The sequence below is a fragment of the Blastococcus sp. TF02A-35 genome, from assembly GCF_004571075.1.
Lineage (GTDB): Bacteria > Actinomycetota > Actinomycetes > Mycobacteriales > Geodermatophilaceae > Blastococcus.
Genome location: NZ_SPQP01000001.1, coordinates 145302 through 160671, shown reverse-complemented (window position 1 = coordinate 160671; position 15370 = coordinate 145302). Strand labels below are relative to the sequence as shown.

At 73.9% G+C, this 15370-nt stretch carries 17 protein-coding genes; 8 read left to right on the top strand and 9 right to left on the bottom strand.

Features of this window, described 5'->3' with window-relative positions:
* Positions 1-2: 2 nt before the first annotated feature.
* From E4P43_RS00765 to E4P43_RS00750, 4 genes are all read left to right on the top strand, one after another.
* Positions 3-377, top strand: a complete 375-nt coding sequence (locus tag E4P43_RS00765; protein WP_209313661.1) for a hypothetical protein — start codon at positions 3-5, stop codon at positions 375-377.
* Positions 378-426: 49 nt separating this feature from the next.
* Positions 427-1929, top strand: a complete 1503-nt coding sequence (locus E4P43_RS00760; RefSeq protein WP_245158851.1) for a cation acetate symporter — start codon at positions 427-429, stop codon at positions 1927-1929.
* A 196-nt stretch (positions 1930-2125) separates the two neighbouring features.
* Positions 2126-2524 carry a DUF485 domain-containing protein gene (locus E4P43_RS00755; protein ID WP_135143501.1) on the top strand — a complete coding sequence of 133 codons (399 nt, stop codon included), beginning with the start codon at positions 2126-2128 and terminating at the stop codon, positions 2522-2524.
* Positions 2517-4157, top strand: coding sequence for a cation acetate symporter (locus E4P43_RS00750; protein WP_135143500.1), 1641 nt, complete (start codon positions 2517-2519; stop codon positions 4155-4157). Before E4P43_RS00755 ends, E4P43_RS00750 begins: the two co-directional genes overlap by 8 nt.
* Positions 4158-4227: 70 nt before the next feature.
* Here E4P43_RS00750 and E4P43_RS00745 read toward each other — a convergent pair whose 3' ends face one another.
* The 3 genes from E4P43_RS00745 to E4P43_RS00735 all read right to left on the bottom strand — a co-directional run bounded on the left by E4P43_RS00745 (position 4228) and on the right by E4P43_RS00735 (position 6295).
* Positions 4228-4488: a hypothetical protein gene (locus E4P43_RS00745; protein ID WP_135143499.1), complete on the bottom strand. Its 261-nt coding sequence runs from the start codon at positions 4486-4488 to the stop codon at positions 4228-4230.
* A 103-nt stretch (positions 4489-4591) separates the two neighbouring features.
* Positions 4592-5452, bottom strand: coding sequence for a manganese catalase family protein (locus E4P43_RS00740; RefSeq protein WP_135143498.1), 861 nt, complete (start codon positions 5450-5452; stop codon positions 4592-4594).
* 111 nt (positions 5453-5563) lie between these two features.
* Positions 5564-6295 (bottom strand): HAMP domain-containing sensor histidine kinase, encoded by a 732-nt coding sequence (locus tag E4P43_RS00735; RefSeq protein WP_135143497.1) that lies wholly within the window; start codon positions 6293-6295, stop codon positions 5564-5566.
* A gap of 60 nt (positions 6296-6355) precedes the next feature.
* Between E4P43_RS00735 and E4P43_RS00730 the strand changes: the two genes are divergently transcribed.
* Positions 6356-7069, top strand: coding sequence for a response regulator transcription factor (locus tag E4P43_RS00730; protein WP_245158850.1), 714 nt, complete (start codon positions 6356-6358; stop codon positions 7067-7069).
* Positions 7070-7177: 108 nt separating this feature from the next.
* On the top strand, positions 7178-8278 hold the full coding sequence (locus E4P43_RS00725; RefSeq protein WP_135143496.1) for a saccharopine dehydrogenase NADP-binding domain-containing protein: 1101 nt from the start codon (positions 7178-7180) through the stop codon (positions 8276-8278).
* Between the two features lies 1 nt (position 8279).
* Here the strand turns inward: E4P43_RS00725 and E4P43_RS00720 are convergent, their stop codons facing one another.
* Both E4P43_RS00720 and E4P43_RS00715 read right to left on the bottom strand, forming a co-directional pair.
* Positions 8280-9743: a PH domain-containing protein gene (locus tag E4P43_RS00720; RefSeq protein WP_245158849.1), complete on the bottom strand. Its 1464-nt coding sequence runs from the start codon at positions 9741-9743 to the stop codon at positions 8280-8282.
* Positions 9740-10252, bottom strand: a complete 513-nt coding sequence (locus E4P43_RS00715; RefSeq protein WP_135143495.1) for a PH domain-containing protein — start codon at positions 10250-10252, stop codon at positions 9740-9742. Before E4P43_RS00715 ends, E4P43_RS00720 begins: the two co-directional genes overlap by 4 nt.
* A gap of 57 nt (positions 10253-10309) precedes the next feature.
* On the opposite strand from E4P43_RS00715, the gene E4P43_RS00710 reads away from it, so the two are divergent.
* Entirely contained in the window at positions 10310-10639 is a 330-nt protein-coding gene (locus E4P43_RS00710) for a rhodanese-like domain-containing protein (protein ID WP_245158848.1), read from the top strand.
* Between the two features lie 40 nt (positions 10640-10679).
* On the opposite strand, the gene E4P43_RS00705 is transcribed toward E4P43_RS00710, so the two are convergent.
* From E4P43_RS00705 to E4P43_RS00690, 4 genes are all read right to left on the bottom strand, one after another.
* A complete protein-coding gene (locus E4P43_RS00705) occupies positions 10680-12296 on the bottom strand; it encodes a long-chain fatty acid--CoA ligase (protein ID WP_135143493.1) in 1617 nt (538 codons plus the stop codon).
* Positions 12297-12371: 75 nt separating this feature from the next.
* A complete protein-coding gene (locus E4P43_RS00700; protein WP_135143492.1) occupies positions 12372-12617 on the bottom strand; it encodes a hypothetical protein in 246 nt (81 codons plus the stop codon).
* A 71-nt stretch (positions 12618-12688) separates the two neighbouring features.
* Complete coding sequence (locus E4P43_RS00695) at positions 12689-13057, bottom strand: hypothetical protein (RefSeq protein WP_135143491.1); 369 nt, start codon at positions 13055-13057, stop codon at positions 12689-12691.
* 56 nt (positions 13058-13113) lie between these two features.
* Positions 13114-14328 carry a cytochrome P450 gene (locus E4P43_RS00690; RefSeq protein ID WP_245158847.1) on the bottom strand — a complete coding sequence of 405 codons (1215 nt, stop codon included), beginning with the start codon at positions 14326-14328 and terminating at the stop codon, positions 13114-13116.
* Positions 14329-14428: 100 nt separating this feature from the next.
* Here E4P43_RS00690 and E4P43_RS00685 point away from each other — a divergent pair, with 100 nt between their 5' ends.
* The gene (locus E4P43_RS00685; RefSeq protein WP_135143489.1) at positions 14429-15355 is read left to right on the top strand and encodes a DUF5926 family protein; all 927 of its coding nucleotides are present in this window, start codon (positions 14429-14431) and stop codon (positions 15353-15355) included.
* Positions 15356-15370 lie beyond the last annotated feature (15 nt).

The window sequence follows — 15370 nt, the reverse complement described above, 5'->3', positions numbered from 1 at the left end:
CGGTGTCGGAGACCCCGCCCCGGCGGGTGCGCGTCACCAGCCCGCGCACCGGTGCCGCCCGCGCCCAGCGGGTCCCGGCCGCCCGCGAGATCGACGCCCAGACCTTGCTGGGCGAGGTCTTCATGTCCTCGCTGCTGCGCTCCCAGCTGCGGCTGGCGCTGCTCGCGCTCACCGCCGTCGTGGTGCTCGTGGGCGGGATCCCGCTGGTGTTCTGGCTCTTCCCGGACCTGTCGCAGATCGAGGTGCTCGCCGTCCCGCTGCCGTGGCTGCTCCTGGCGTTCGCCGTCTACCCGTTCCTGCTGGGGATCGGCTGGCTCTACGTGCGCGCCGCGGAGCGCAACGAGCGGGACTTCGCCGACATGCTGGAACGCTCGTGACCCGCCCCGCCGGCCGGCGATGACGGCCGCCGGCTACAGCGTCCTCGGCGTGACCGCCGTCTTCGTGGCCACGCTGGCGGTCGGCGCCTACGGCTGGCGGTTCTCCCGGACCACCAGCGACTTCTTCGTCGCCTCGCGCACCGTGCGGCCGGGGCTGAACGCGTCGGCCATCGGCGGCGAGTACCTCTCCGCGGCGTCCTTCCTCGGCGTCGCCGGCCTGGTGCTCGCCTTCGGCACGGAGATGCTCTGGTACCCGGTGGGCTGGACCGCCGGCTACCTCGTCCTGCTGGTCCTGGTCGCCGCCCCGCTGCGCCGCTCCGGTGCCTACACGCTGCCCGACTTCGCCGAGAGCCGGCTGGAGTCCCGCATGGTGCGGCGGCTGTCCGCACTGCTCGTCGTGGCCATCGGCTGGCTGTACCTGATGCCGCAGTTCCAGGGCGCCGGGATCGCGCTGGCGGCGACCACCGGGACCGGGCCCTGGCTCGGTGGCGTGCTGGTCGCGACGGTCGTGCTGGTCAACGTGCTGTTCGGCGGTATGCGAAGCATCACCTTCGTCCAGGCCTTCCAGTACTGGCTGAAGCTGACCGCGCTGCTGTTCCCGCTGCTGTTCATGGTCGGCATCTGGATGGGCGACGGCGCCGTCTCCCCCGCATCGGTCGACGTGGGGCCCGGCGGCACGCCCGGGGACTCGTGGGAGTCGCCGCTGGCCGGGGCCGGCGACCACCAGCTCTACACGACCTACTCGATCATCGTCGCCACGTTCCTCGGGACGATGGGCCTGCCGCACGTGGTGGTCCGCTTCTACACCAACCCCGACGGGGCCGCGGCCCGCCGCACGACCCTCTTCGTGCTGGCCCTGCTGGGCGTCTTCTACCTGCTGCCACCGGTGTACGGCGGCCTCGGCCGGCTGTACGCCCCCGACCTCATCGCCAGCGGGCGCACCGACTCGGTGGTGCTGGAGCTGCCGGCCCGCATGCTCGCCGGCACGCTGGGCGACCTGCTCTCCGCGCTGACCACGGCGGGGGCGTTCGCGGCGTTCCTGTCCACGTCGTCCGGGCTGACCGTGGCGGTGGCCGGCGTCATCAGCCAGGACGTGCTGGGCCGCCGGTCCGGCGGGGTGCGGGCGTTCCAGGCCGGTGCCGTCGTCGCGGTCCTCGTCCCGCTGGGCCTGGCCCTGGCCGCCGAGGGCGTGGGGGTGGCCCAGGCGGTCGGCCTGGCCTTCGCCTTCGCCGCCTCCACCTTCTGCCCGCTGCTGGTGCTGGGCATCTGGTGGCGTCGGCTCACCGACGTCGGGGCGGTGGCCGGCATGGTCGTCGGCGGCGGCTGCGCCGGTGGGGCGGTGGTAGCCACGCTGCTCGGGGCGGCCCCCCTCGGCTGGCCGGGCGCCCTCCTCGGCCAGCCGGCGGCCTGGACGGTCCCCCTGGCGTTCCTCGTCATGGTGGGGGTCTCCCTCGCCACGCCCCGGCGGCTGCCGCCGCACGCCGCCCGCACGATGGTCCGGCTGCACACGCCCGAGGACGTCCAGCTGGACCGCGGGACGCCGCCCCGGTGAGCCGGCGCGCCCACCGCTGACCCGGCCACGACCGCTCGTCCCGCCGTACCTGCCGTACGGCGACGGCCGGTCACCGCTCGGCGCACAACGGCGTGACCCACTGCACTCCTGGCGGCCCTGCTCCTAACGTGACACCGCTCACAGCCCCGCGCCACCGCTGCGAGCGACCACCCCTACCCCGCCAGGAGGACGCACCTTGACCGAGCCAACGGAACGGCGCCTGCTGACCCCGGAGGAGTACCTGCAAGCACAGAACTCCCCCGAGTTCGCCGAACTGAAGAGCCGGTTCCGCCGGTTCGCCTTCCCGATGACCTTCGCCTTCCTGGCCTGGTACCTCCTCTACGTCCTGCTCTCGACCTACGCGCCGGACTTCATGTCCACGCAGGTCTTCGGCAACGTGAACCTCGGGATCCTGCTCGGGCTGGGGCAGTTCCTCTCGACGTTCGTGATCACCCACCTCTACGTCGCGCACGCCGGCAAGCGCACCGACCCCATCGCCGACGAGATGCGCGAGCGGCTCGAGCGGCACGACTACGCCCGCCCCGCCGGGACCGACACGACGAACGAGACGACCGGAGGAGCCACCCGTGCCTGACCTGCTCGCCGCCGACAGCACGATCGGCAACCCGACGATCAACATCGCGATCTTCGGCGCGTTCGTGCTCATCACGCTGGCCATCACCTTCCGGGCCAGCCGCAACAACAAGAGCGCGGCCGACTACTACGCCGCCGGCCGCAACATCAGCGGTACGCAGAACGGCCTGGCCATCGCCGGCGACTACCTGTCGGCCGCCTCGTTCCTCGGCATCGCCGGCGCCATCGCCGTCTTCGGCTACGACGGCTTCCTCTACTCCATCGGCTTCCTCGTGGCCTGGCTGGTCGCCCTGCTGCTGGTCGCCGAGCTCATGCGCAACACGGCGCGGTTCACGATGGCCGACGTCCTGGCCTTCCGGATGCGGCAGCGGCCGGTCCGCATGGCCGCGGCGATCTCGACCCTCGTCGTCTCGCTCTTCTACCTGCTCGCCCAGATGGCCGGCGCCGGTGGCCTGGTCACCCTGCTGCTGGGCGTCAGCGGCGAGGCGGCGCAGGCCGTCGTCGTTACCGTCGTCGGCGCGCTGATGATCTTCTACGTGCTCGTCGGCGGCATGCGCGGCACCACGTACGTGCAGATCATCAAGGCCACGCTGCTCATCCTCGGCGCGCTCGTGATGACGGTGTGGGTGCTCGGCAAGTACGGGTTCAACCTGTCCTCGCTGCTCGGCGGGGCGCAGGAGATGGCCGTCGAGGGCCGCGACGTCACCAAGCCCGGTGCGCAGTACGGCGCGACGAACACCTCGAAGCTCGACTTCGTCTCGCTCGGTCTGGCCCTGGTGCTCGGCACCGCCGGCCTGCCGCACGTGCTGATGCGCTTCTACACGGTGCCCACCGCCAAGGACGCCCGGAAGTCGGTCGTCTGGGCCATCTGGCTGATCGGCATCTTCTACCTGTTCAGCCTGGTCATCGGCTACGGCGCCGGTGCGCTGGTCGGCCCGGAGCGGATCCTCGGTGCTCCCGGCGCGGTCAACGCCGCGGCCCCGCTGCTGGCCTTCGAGCTGGGCGGCACGGTGCTGCTCGGCATCATCGCCGGCGTCGCGTTCGCCACCATCCTCGCGGTCGTCGCGGGCCTCACCATCACGGCGTCGGCGTCCTTCGCCCACGACGTGTACGCCTCGGTGATCAAGAAGGGCCAGGTCAGCGGCAACGGCGAGGTGAAGGTCGCCCGGGTGACCGCGGTGGTGATCGGCGCGATCTCGATCGGGCTGGGCATCCTCGCCCTCCAGGCGGGCCTCAACATCGCCTTCCTGGTGGCGCTGGCCTTCGCGATCGCGGCCTCGGCGAACCTGCCCACGATCATCTACACGCTGTTCTGGAGGGGCTTCACCACCCAGGGCGCGCTGTGGTCGATCTACGGCGGTCTCATCACCTGCCTGACGCTGATCGTCTTCTCGCCGGTCGTGTCCGGCGGGCCGGTCAACGCGGCCACCGGCAAGAGCACGTCGCTGTTCCAGGACGTGGACTTCCACTGGTTCCCGCTGAACAACCCGGGCCTGGTGTCCATCCCGCTGTCGTTCTTCCTCGGCTGGCTGGGCAGCAAGCTGTCGAAGGACCGCGGCGACGAGCTCAAGAACGCCGAGCTCGAGGTGCGTGCCTTCACCGGGATCGGTGCGGAGAAGGCCGTCGCCCACTAGGCAGTACCGCTCTCAGGGGCCCACTCCTCGGTCGTCGGGGGGTGGGCCCCTTCGCGTGCGGCGGGCCCGCTCAGGCCGCGGCGGCGGGGGCAGGGGCGGCGGTCTCGGGGGTGAGGGCGTCGGGCACGACGGCCAGGGGGACGACGACCGCGGCGCGCCGGCGGTGGCGCAGCGCCCAGCGGGCGGTGAGCCCGGCGAGGACGACGACCCCGGCCACCGTCGGGCGGCCCGGGTTGGCCAGGGCGACGGCGATGGCGGCGGCGTAGACGACGGAGAGCAGGAGGGCGGCGGGCGGCAGGTGGGGCAGGCGCAGGTGCAGGTTCGGGTGCACGGCGGTTCGACCTTCCGGGGGTGAGGGCCCGCCGGGCCGGCGGCCGCTCCCGCGAGGGGCGGCCACCGGCACGGCGACGGCGCAACAGGGAGTGGGCCAGGGCCTACTTGAGCATGTCCTTGGCCTTCTGCAGGAGCGACTGCCCCTCCATCTGCGGCGTCGGGAACAAGCGCGGGTCACCCGGGGGCAGGATCGGGGCGTCGGCGGTGGCCTCGATCGGGCGGGCCGAGAAGGTGCCGCGGCCGTCGATCGAGGGGCCGGAGGCCCAGCGGCCGGCGGCGGCGTCGGGGCCGTCGGAGGCGTCGATGAAGACGTAGCCGAGGTCGGCGACCTCCTCCTCCAGCGGGAACGCCTCGGGCACCGGGATGTTCTCCAGCCCGTCGGCCTTGAGCTCCTCGATCGCGGCCAGCCACTGCTGCTGGTGGTAGTGGTCGCGGGTGATGAGGAACCGGAGCATGTCCTTCACGCCCGGGTCGTCGGTCATGTTGTAGAGCCGGGCCACCTGCAGCCGGCCCTGCATCTCGGCCGTGGCGTTGTAGTGGAAGTCCGCCATCAGGTTGCCGCTGGCGGTCACGTACGCACCGGTCCAGGGGTTGCCCATGGAGTCCATGTAGCTGGCGCCGGCCCCGTTGACGATCGGGTGCTGCGGGTTGTGCTGCCCGTAGCCGGCGGCGGCCTCCTTGGTGCGGTCGGCCGAGTCGGGCTTGAGCGGGATGTGGTCCAGCAGCCGGTCGATCATCGTCACGATCATCTCGACGTGGGCGAGCTCCTCGGTGCCGATGGCGAGGAGCAGGTCCTTGTACTTGCCGGGCAGCCGGCAGTTCCAGCCCTGCAGCAGGTACTGGGTGGCGACCGTCATCTCGCCCCACTGGCCGCCCAGGACCTCCTGCATCTTGCGGGCGAAGTCCGGGTCGGGACCGTCGGGCTTGGCCTCGTACTGCAGAGCGTGGGTGTGCGTGAACATCTCGTGCTCCCTGGTGCGTCGTCGTACCGCCGCTGCTGCGGCGACACCAGGGAGATGCCCCCGGCCGATGGCCCGCCCGTGCCGACCGGTGGCCCCCGGGGGCCTACCTCGTCAGCGGTCCGGGAGCTGCACGGTGAGCGTGAACGCCTCCTCGTCGCCGGACCACAGGATCCGGCCGCCCAGCTCGCGGGTCTGCCGCTGCACCGACCACAGGCCCAGCCCGGTCAGGTCCAGCGGCGGCTGCGTGCGGCTGAGGTGGCCGACCACCCGCTGCGCGGGCACGCCGGCCTGGACCAGGGACAGGTCCACCCAGCCCGGCCGCGAGACCACCCGCAGCAGCACCGGCCGGCCACCGCCGTGCCGCTGCGCGTTCTCGAGCAGGTTGGTGAGTATCCGGCCGACCCGGGCATCGGCCACGCGCACCTCCCCGGCACCGTCGCCGACCTCGACGCTCAGCCGGCGCCTGGGCAGGCCGGAGGAGGCGGTGGCCGCCTGCAGCACGTCGCGGAGCGACCGTGTGCCGGCCCGCGGGGGTGCGCCGGCCGTCGCGTCGGCGGTGCGGAGCATCGAGGACAGGTGCGCCGTCTGCGCCCGGGCCAGCTCCAGCAGCTCGCGGCCCTGCTCCGGCGCCCGGTCCAGGCTGCCGAGCACGGCCTCCAGCGAGGCCAGCGGGGAGCGCATGTCGTGGCACAGCGCGCGGAGGACGGCGTCCTCGGTGGTGGGGGGCTCGGGGGTGGTGCCGCCCCTCCGCGGCCGCGGAAGATGCGAGCGGAGCACGCGGGCGAGATCGTTGAGCAGTCCGCGGCTGGGCTTCGACGTCGCGACGTCCGGAGCAACGGTCACGGGTACCTCCTCACGGAGACCGGTCAGCAACGCCGGGACACGACGGCCGACAGGGGAGATGTGGCGGAGAACGACGGCGCGCTCGCTGCTGAACGCGGGGCCCCGGTGGACGTGGTGGTCGTGGACGACCACCCGCTGTTCACGCGGGGCCTCACCCTGCTGCTGCCGGGGCTGAGCGGCGGCCGGGTGCGGGTGGTGGGGACGACGGACGACGCGTCGGCGGCGGCCGCGCTGGTGCGGCGCCACCACGCGGACGTGGCGATCGTGGACCTGCACATGCCGCCACCGGGCGGGACCAGGGCGATCGCAGCGATCCGGCGGGCGGACCCGATGGTGCGGGTGGTGGCCCTGTCGGGGCTGGCCGAGGCGGACGCGGCGATCGAGGCGCTGCGGGCCGGGGCGTCGGGGTTCCTGCCCAAGACCGCCGACCCGGAGCACCTGGTGCGCCCGCTGCTCGCCGTCCTCGACGGCTGGTCGGTCGTCCCGGAGGCGCTGCTGCGGCAGCTGCTGGAGGACGCGGCCCCGGCCGGCGACAGCATCGCCGACCAGCTCACCGCCGACGAGCGGCGGCTCTGGCGGCTGATCGCCGACGGCACCAGCACCGTGGACATCGCGACGACGCTGCACGTCTCGGAGCGGACGACCAAGCGGCTGGTGGCCCACCTGCTGCGCCGGCTGGACGTGACCACCCGCGTGGAGGCGGCCGCGCTGGCCGGGCGGGTGGGGCTGGGCAAGGACGGCGCCGGACGGCAGGCCGGTGGCCTGGCGGGGTGACCGGCGCGCGATGTCATCGCCGCCCCGCTACCCGGCACCGTGATCGACAAGCGCCGGTGACGGAAAGGTTCGCCTCACCTTTCCCGGCCGGTCACTAGGGTCCGCTGCATGAGCGCACGGATCGTCCTCTTCGGGGCCACCGGCTACACCGGTGCGCGGACGGCGGAGGCGCTGGTCGCCGCCGGCGCGCGCCCGGTCCTGGCCGGCCGGGACCCCGCCAAGCTGGCGGCGCTGGCCGACCGGCTCGACGGGGTGGAGACGGCCCGCGCGGACGTCACCGACCCGGCGTCGGTGCGCGCGCTGCTCAGCAGGGGCGACGTCCTCGTGACCACCGTCGGCCCCTTCCTCCAGCTCGGGCGGGCCGCCGTCGACGCGGCCGTGGAGGTCGGGGCGGTCTACCTCGACTCCACGGGCGAGCCGCCGTTCGTGCGGCGGGTGTTCGACGAGGCGGGCCGGCGCGCGGCCGCCACGGGCGCCGCGCTGGTCCCCGCGTTCGGGCTGGACTACGTGCCCGGCAACCTCGCCGCCGCCCTGGCGCTGGCCGAGGCCGGCGACCGCGCCCACCGCGTGGACGTCGGCTACAGCATGTCGGGCACCTCCGGGCAGGCGTTCTCCCGCGGCACGCTGGTCTCGCTCATGGGCGTGCTGACCGAGCCCGGGTTCGCCTACACCGGGGGGCGGCTGACCGAGGAGGGCGCCGGGCGCCGGGTGTGGGAGTTCCAGGTGGGCGGGCGCTCCCGGCGCGGGCTCTCGGTGGGCGGCTCCGAGCACCTGACGCTGCCTGGGCTGGCCCCGACGCTGCAGGAGGTGGCCGTGCACCTGGACTGGTTCGGCCCGCTCACCCGGCCGGCGCACGTGCTCGCCCCGCTCACCGGGCTGCTCGGCCGGGTGCCGGGTGCGCCCGTCGCGGCGCAGCGGCTCGCGGACCTGGTGGGCCGCCGCGTGGCGGAGGCGCCGTCGGCGGAGACGGTGGCCAGCGCGCGCACGCACACCGTCGCCGAGGTGCGCGACCGGGCCGGTGCGCTGGTCAGCCGGGTGCAGCTGGACGGGCCGGAGGCCTACGGGCTCACCGCGTCGCTGCTGGCGTGGGGTGCGACCACGGCCGCCGAGCACGGGGCGCGGGGCACGGGTGCGCTGGGGCCGGTGCAGGCGTTCGGGCTGCCCGAGCTCACGGCGGGTGCGGCGTCGGCCGGGCTGGTGCGGGCCTGAGTCAGCCGGCCGGCCGCATGGTGTCCGCCCACGGGCCGGAGGCGGCGGTGGTGAAGGCCGGCACCTCGGCGGCGGACATGTCCACCGCGGCGTAGCCGCCACTCCCGGCGCCGACGCAGGCGGTCACCGTGGCCAGCCCGTCCCGGCGCTGGAACCACGACTGCCGGACCTCCCAGCCGATGACGGCGCGGCGCTCGAGCACCGTCTGCTCGCGCACCAGCCATCCCCGGCGGACGCTGAACGAGCGGGGACCGACCGCATGCCCGAGGGAGGCGTACAGGCTGCGGGCCAGCAGGACGCCCAGGGCGGTGACCACCGGGCCGGCGGCGAGCAGCTCCCAGTGGCCCTGGGCCACGCCCAGGACGACGCCGCCCACGGTGACCAGCAGCCCGAGCGCGACGGCCCGCACGATGCGGCGGCGGCGCGCGGCCGGGGGGTGGGCGACGAGCGGGCCGGGGTCGTCGACCAGCCGGTCGGCCAGCGACCAGGCCTCCTCCCGCGGGCCGAGCGGCAGCAGCTGCCCGCGCCGCTCGGCGTCGGCCAGCCCGGTGACCAGGGCGCTGGCGCGGCCGGCCCCGACCAGCCGCATGCCGAGGCCCTCGGAGACGCTGACGCCGCGGATGCGGTCGATCTCCAGCTCCGTGTGCCGCCGGGTGACCAGCCCCCGGACGGCGACGAGCGAGCCGCCGCGGCGGACCAGGCGGAAGCCCCAGTTGACGACGGCGGCGCCGATGACCGAGCCGGCCACGAGCAGGAGCAGGGCCGCGGCGGCGACACCGAGGGCGAGGGCCCAGCCGGCCGGCAGCTCGAGGGCGAACAGGTCCTCGAGGGGGTCGCCGGGGATCTCGTCCACCAGCCGCGACAGCGCCCCGACCGCCGCCGCGGGGAGCGCCAGGTAGCTGCCGACGAGCGGGGCGTAGAGCAGCCAGCGGTTGTCCCAGCGGGAGAGCTCCTCCTCGGCGGGCGCCTCCCCGTCCTCCGCGTCGGGCGCCGTGGCGCCGCGGTGGGTGAGGACGGCGACGCGCAGCCGGTCGCCCTCGGCGCGGGGGACGCCGTCGACCACGACCTCCTCGTCCTCGCCCGCGGCCCCGGCGGCGGCGTCGATGCGCACGCGCACCAGCCCGAACACCCGGTGCACCGGCGGCGCCTCGACCTCGACGCCGCGGATGCGGTCGTTGGGCACCGTGCGCACCGACCGGGACAGCAGCCCCCGGGTGATCACGACGGCGCTGGGGCCGTCGGCGTAGGAGAACCGCCACCAGGAGAGCGCGGCGGCGGCCACCGAGACCAGCGTGATGGCGACCGCGAGCAGGACGACCGTGGTCACCCCGCCGCCGAACCCGATGCCGGCCACGACCGGGATGAGCACCGGGACCAGCTGGCGGGCCTGCTTGAAGGTGACGGTGTGGACCAGCACGATCCGCCGCGACGTGCGGCGGGCCTCCGGCAGCGGGCCCGCCGTCACGTGGCCTGGTCGCGGACCAGCTCGGCCCGCCGGGCGAGGTCGTCGGCGACGCGCTGGGCCACCGCGTGCTCCAGGTGCCAGATCCGCACCGTGCCCTGGCTGGACGCGGTGAGGACGGCCACCGTGGCCAGCCCGAACGCCTGCTGCAGCACGCCCCGGGTGACGTCGACGGTCTGGATGCGGCTGATCGGCACCAGCGTCCAGGTCTGGGTGAGCCAGCCGGTGCGGGTGTAGGCGGCCTCCGCGGTGATCTCCCAGCGGTACACGCGGTGCTTCACCCACGGGCGGATGCCGACGGCGACCACCGTGTGCACCAGCGCCAGGGTCGGCAGCAGCCAGCGCAGGACCGGCACCGGCCCACCCGCCGACGGCGGGACGAAGAGCAGGAAGGCCCCGGCGCCGAGCCACAGGAGCACCGTGCTGATCGCGCTCTCGACGGTCCACAGGCCGATCGCGGAGCGCGGGAGCTCCCACGAGGGCTCGCGGACCGGGGCGGGGGCGGTGGTCATCGCGCCCATCCTCGCAGTGGGAGGCGCTGCGGTGCGCGTGCCACGATGGGCGGTGTGATGCCGCAGCAGGTCCCGACCGTGTCCGCCGCCGAGCTGCCCGAGGGCGCCGTCGTCCTCGACGTCCGCGAGGACGACGAGTGGGTGCACGGCCACATCGACGGCGCGACCCACATCCCGATGGGCGAGGTCCCCTCGAAGCTGGACGCGCTGCCCGAGGGCGACCCCCTGTACGTGGTCTGCCGCAGCGGCGGCCGCTCCGCGCGGGTGGCCGCGTGGCTCAACGCCAATGGGTTCGACACGGTGAACGTCGGCGACGGCATGGGCGCGTGGGAGGCGGCCGGCCGGCCCATGGTGAGCGAGACCGGCCAGCCGCCCTTCGTGCGCTGACCCCAGGGGCCGAGATGGCCATTTCGGCCCCTGGAGGACGTCAGCTCGGGAGCTGGTACTCCGCGAACTTGCTGCGGAGGTCCTTCTTCGAGAACTTGCCGACGCTGGTCTTCGGGACCTCGTCGATGAACTCGACGGCGTCGGGCATCCACCACTTGGCCACCAGCGGCTTGAGGTGCTCGAGGATGTCCTCCTCGGTCGCGGTCTCGCCCTCCTTGAGGACGACGCAGGCCAGCGGGCGCTCGTCCCACTTCGGGTGCGGGATGCCGACGACCGCGGCCTCCTTCACCTTCGGGTGGCTCATGATCGCGTTCTCCAGGTCCACCGAGCTGATCCACTCGCCGCCGGACTTGATCAGGTCCTTGGTGCGGTCGGCGATGCGGATCGAGCCGTAGGCGTCCATGGCGGCGACGTCGCCGGTCTTCATCCAGCCGTCCTCGGTGGAGAGCTCCACGCCGGCGTCGGGGTTGTAGTAGTCCTTCGCGCACCACGGCCCGCGGACCTGCAGCTCACCGGTGGCCTTGTCGTCCCAGGGCTGCGGCTCGAGCGTGTCGGCGTCGACGATCCGGGCCTCGACGCCGAGGAAGGGGATGCCGGCGCGGGCGCGCTGGCTGGCCTTGGTCTCGTCGTCGGCGTCCTGGTACCGCTTGGGCAGCACGCCGGAGGAGGCGACCGGGTGGGTCTCGGTCATGCCCCACGCCTGCAGGATCGGGATGCCGACCTGCTCGCGGTAGGCCTCGGACAGCGCCTTGGGGACGGCGGACCCGCCGCAGCCGATGTCGCGCAGCTTGTGCGGCTGGCCGGCCAGGTGGGGGAGGACGCCCTGCCAGATGGTCGGGACGCCGGCGGTGAAGGTGACGCCCTCGTCGACGATCAGCTTCGCCAGCGCCTCCGGCTGCATGAGCGCACCGGGCATGACCAGCGAGGCACCGGCGGCCGGGGCGGCCTGCGCGATGCCCCAGGCGTTGGCGTGGAACATCGGCACGACCGGCATGGCGACGTCGTTGATGCCCAGGCCGAAGGCGTTCGGGGCCATCACGCCCATCGTGTGCAGGAACGTCGAGCGGTGCGAGTAGACGACGCCCTTGGGGTTGCCTGTGGTGCCGCTCGTGTAGCACATCGAGGCCGCGGAGTTCTCGTCCGTGACGTGGAAGTCGACCGGCTGCGCGTCGGCCAGGAGCGTCTCGTAGTCCAGGATCCGGGCGTCGTCGGGGATCTGGTTGTCCCCGCCGTCGTCCATGACGACGACGTGCTTGACGGTCTTCATCGTGTCGATGAGCGGCCACAGCAGGGGCAGGACCGTGCGGTCGACGAAGACGACCTCGTCCTCGGCGTGGTTGGCGATGTAGGTCAGCTGCTCGGGGAAGAGGCGCACGTTGAGCGTGTGCAGCACCCGGCCGGTGCAGGGGGCGGCGAAGTACAGCTCCAGGTGGCGCTGGCTGTTCCAGCCGAAGGTGCCCACCCGGCCGTCCGCGCTGATGCCGAGCGTGTCCAGGACGCCGCCCAGCCTGCGGGTGCGCTCGGCCCACTCCGCGTAGGTGGCGCGGGTGACGCCGCCGGGGTTGTTGGTGACGATCGTCCCGTCGCCGTAGTGCTGCTCCACGTGGCGGAAGATCGCGTCGATCGTGAGGGGGTAGTCCTGCATCAAGCCGCGCATGGCCGCATCGTGCCAGTGACCGTGCTCACCTTCTAGCCGGGAGGTCGCGCCCGCCTCGACCTTCGCGGCGCGGGCTCAGGCGCCCTGGCGCACGGCCTCGCGGCGGGTGGGCGCAGAAGGCGGCACGTCGTGCAGGACCCAGCGGCCGTAAGGAACCAGGTAGTCCTCGATGTAGTCGTGGAGCAGCCGGCCGACCTGCAGCTCCCACACCGTTCCAGGGGCGTAGACGCCCTGCTGGCAGGCGGAGCGCGCCTCCCACCACGCGGCAAGCCGCGGAAGCCCGTCAGGAGCGTCCGACGGCCGGGTGAGGGAACCCTCCACGTGACCGACGACCTGCCTGGAACTCCAGGTCGCGCCTGCCTCCGCGGGGTCCTTCTTGAGGTAGGAGTTGATCAGGTTGTTCGCGACGTCGAGGACCCACGCAAGACATCGCCCATGTCCCCGCGCATGAGCCGGTAACGCATCGCCAGGTTCTTGAACGTCCGGAAGTTCTCCTCCGCCAGCTCCAGCGCGCGGTGGTACTCCGAGCCGCCGAATGCGTGGAGGGCGGGGCGGGCCTGGATGTGGGTGACGACCTCTTGGGCGGCGGTGACCATCTCGGCGAGAACCCCTGCGACGCGACTGCGCTCCTCGCTCTGCTTGGCGTGCCTCAGCTGCCTCGCGGCGTAGACCACGGTCGCGAGCGTCACGACCAGGCTCGCCAGCGGGATGGCGGTGTTCGGGTCGATCGAGGTGAGCAGGTCGCCGACGCGGTTCAACACACGGTGATGATCGGTCGCGGCGCGGAGTGCTTGAGCCAGGATGGCCCGTCGACCGGTCAGGCCGTCAGGACGACGGGCAGGTCGGACAGCCCGCGGATCACGAACTCGGGGCGCCGCACCGGCTCCGCGCCCAGCTCGATGACCGACGTCCGGTCCAGCAGCGCGCCGAAGCTCGCCTGCAGCTCCACCCGCGCCAGCGGGGCGCCGATGCAGAAGTGGACGCCGGCGCCGAACGTGATGTGCGGGTTGTCCGCGCGGCCGACGTCGAGGGTGTCGGGGTCGGTGAACACCGCCGGGTCCCGGTTGGCCGCGCCGAGCAGTGCCGCGATCTTCTGGCCCCGCTCGACGGTGACCCCGCCGATCTCCACGTCGGTCGTCGCCGTGCGCTCGAACAGCTGCAGCGGGGAGTCGTAGCGGATCAGCTCCTCGATCGCGCCGGGCAGCAGGGAGCGGTCCGCGCGCAGGCGGGCGAGCTGGTCGGGGTTGCGCAGCAGGGCGAGGGTGCCGTTGCCGCTCACGTTGACCGTCGCCTCGTGGCCGGCGTTCAGCAGCAGGATGCAGGTGGTGACCAGCTCGTCCTCGGTGAGCGCGTCGCCCTCGGCGTCGCGGACGCTGACCAGGTGGCTGACCAGGTCCTCGCCCGGAGCCTTCCGGCGCTCGGCGGCCAGCTCGCGCAGGTAGGCCACGAACTCCTGGGCCGCGCGCTCGGCGTCGTCCTCGATCTCCGTCGTCCGGCCGTACTCGTACATCTTCACGATCGCGTTGGACCACGGCCGGAGCAGGTGCCGGTCGGCCTCGGGGACGCCCAGCAGCTCGGCGATGACGGCGACCGGCAGGTGCTCGGCCATGCCGCTGAGCAGGTCGACGGCCTCCGTGCCGCCGGACCGCTCGACCAGCTCGTCGACCAGCCGGCCGGCGAGCTCCTCGACCCAGGGCCGCAGCCGCTCGACGTGCCCCCGGGCGAAGGCGGAGCTGATCAGCCGGCGCAGCCGCGTGTGCGCCGGCGGCTCCATCTCCAGGATCGCGTTCCGGTGGATCAGGTTGAAGCTGTCGAACCGCTCGGCCGGCTCCTTGTCCGACCAGATCCGCCCCAGCCGCCGGTCGCGGAGGACGGCGTTCGCCTCCGGGTGCGTGAAGGCGAGGAACAGGCCGAGCTCCTCGTGCCACTGGACCGGCGCCTCGGCCCGCGCCCGGGCGAAGGCGGGGTAGGGGTCGGCCACGACGGCCGGGTCGGTGAGGTCGAGCGGTGTCGGTGCGGCGGCCAGGGTCACGGGACGAGCGTAGGAACCCGCCACCGTGCCCGGACAGGCCGGGGAACGTGTGCCCGGGTGACGTGCGCCGCCGCGCGGGGGCACACCTACGCTCTGTCCCATGGCTTCCCGCAAGCGAACGTCCGCCCCGGCCGCGACCGAGGGCATCAACCCGAAGGCGCCGTGCCCGTGTGGTTCGGGCCGTCGCTACAAGCACTGCCACGGCTCGGGCTACGCCCCGCCGGTGACCCGGCCGTTCGAGGGCCTGCCCGGCGAGGCCGACTGGGTGGCGCTGCGGGAGCTGGTCCCGGCCGCGACGGCGAAGCTGACGACGGCGGACGGCCGACAGGTCACGCTGGCCAGCGTGCTGCCCGGTGGGGCGCCGGCGCTGGTGCGGGCCAACGGCGAGATCCTCGTCGGCGCCCAGCTGGCGACGTCGTCGGACGACGTGAGCCGCGACCTCGGGACGGCGCTGGCCGCGGCGCTCGAGGCGCCCAAGGGTGCCCCGGTCGACCCGGGCCCCATCGGTGGTGCCGGCTCGGCCGGTCCCCGGCTGCAGGAGGTCCTCGACCTCTCCGCGCCGCTGGACGTCGTCGTGCACGACAGCTTCGACTTCTGGCTGGAGGGCACCGAGCCCGGGGCCGCGGCGCGGGCGGGCCTGACGCAGGCCAACGAGGCGATCCTGCCGACCGTGCGGCTCGAGGGCCTGGAGGCCGCCTACTGGGTGCGCCCCGGCAACGAGCGCGCGCACCTGCGCTGGGTGCGCCCGGAGCCGGAGGAGCAGCTCCTCGACGCGCTGGCCCGGCTCTCGGCCGCCGAGCAGATCCTCCTCGGCGAGGGCACCCGCTACGCCGGCGCCTTCCGCGCCCACGGCCTGGTCGTCCCGGTGTGGGACCTGCCGGCCGACACCCCGGCCGAGGAGTGGGCCGGGCCCGCGGCGGAGTTCCAGGCCCGCCTGGAGAAGGCGCTGGCCGTGACGACGCCGCTCGACGCCGACGAGCGGCGGGCGCGGGCGGGGCTGCTGTCCCGCCAGATCACCCTGCGCTGAGCCGGTCCCGAGAAC

Bases quoted from the DNA above. Each gene is read 5' to 3' on its own strand.
- E4P43_RS00740 (WP_135143498.1), bottom strand. From the start codon at position 5,452: ATGTTCACGCACACCCACGCTCTGCAGTACGAGGCCAAGCCCGACGGT.
- E4P43_RS00725 (WP_135143496.1), top strand. From the start codon at position 7,178: ATGAGCGCACGGATCGTCCTCTTCGGGGCCACCGGCTACACCGGTGCG.
- E4P43_RS00715 (WP_135143495.1), bottom strand. From the start codon at position 10,252: ATGACCACCGCCCCCGCCCCGGTCCGCGAGCCCTCGTGGGAGCTCCCG.
- E4P43_RS00710 (WP_245158848.1), top strand. From the start codon at position 10,310: ATGCCGCAGCAGGTCCCGACCGTGTCCGCCGCCGAGCTGCCCGAGGGC.
- E4P43_RS00705 (WP_135143493.1), bottom strand. From the start codon at position 12,296: ATGCGCGGCTTGATGCAGGACTACCCCCTCACGATCGACGCGATCTTC.
- E4P43_RS00685 (WP_135143489.1), top strand. From the start codon at position 14,429: ATGGCTTCCCGCAAGCGAACGTCCGCCCCGGCCGCGACCGAGGGCATC.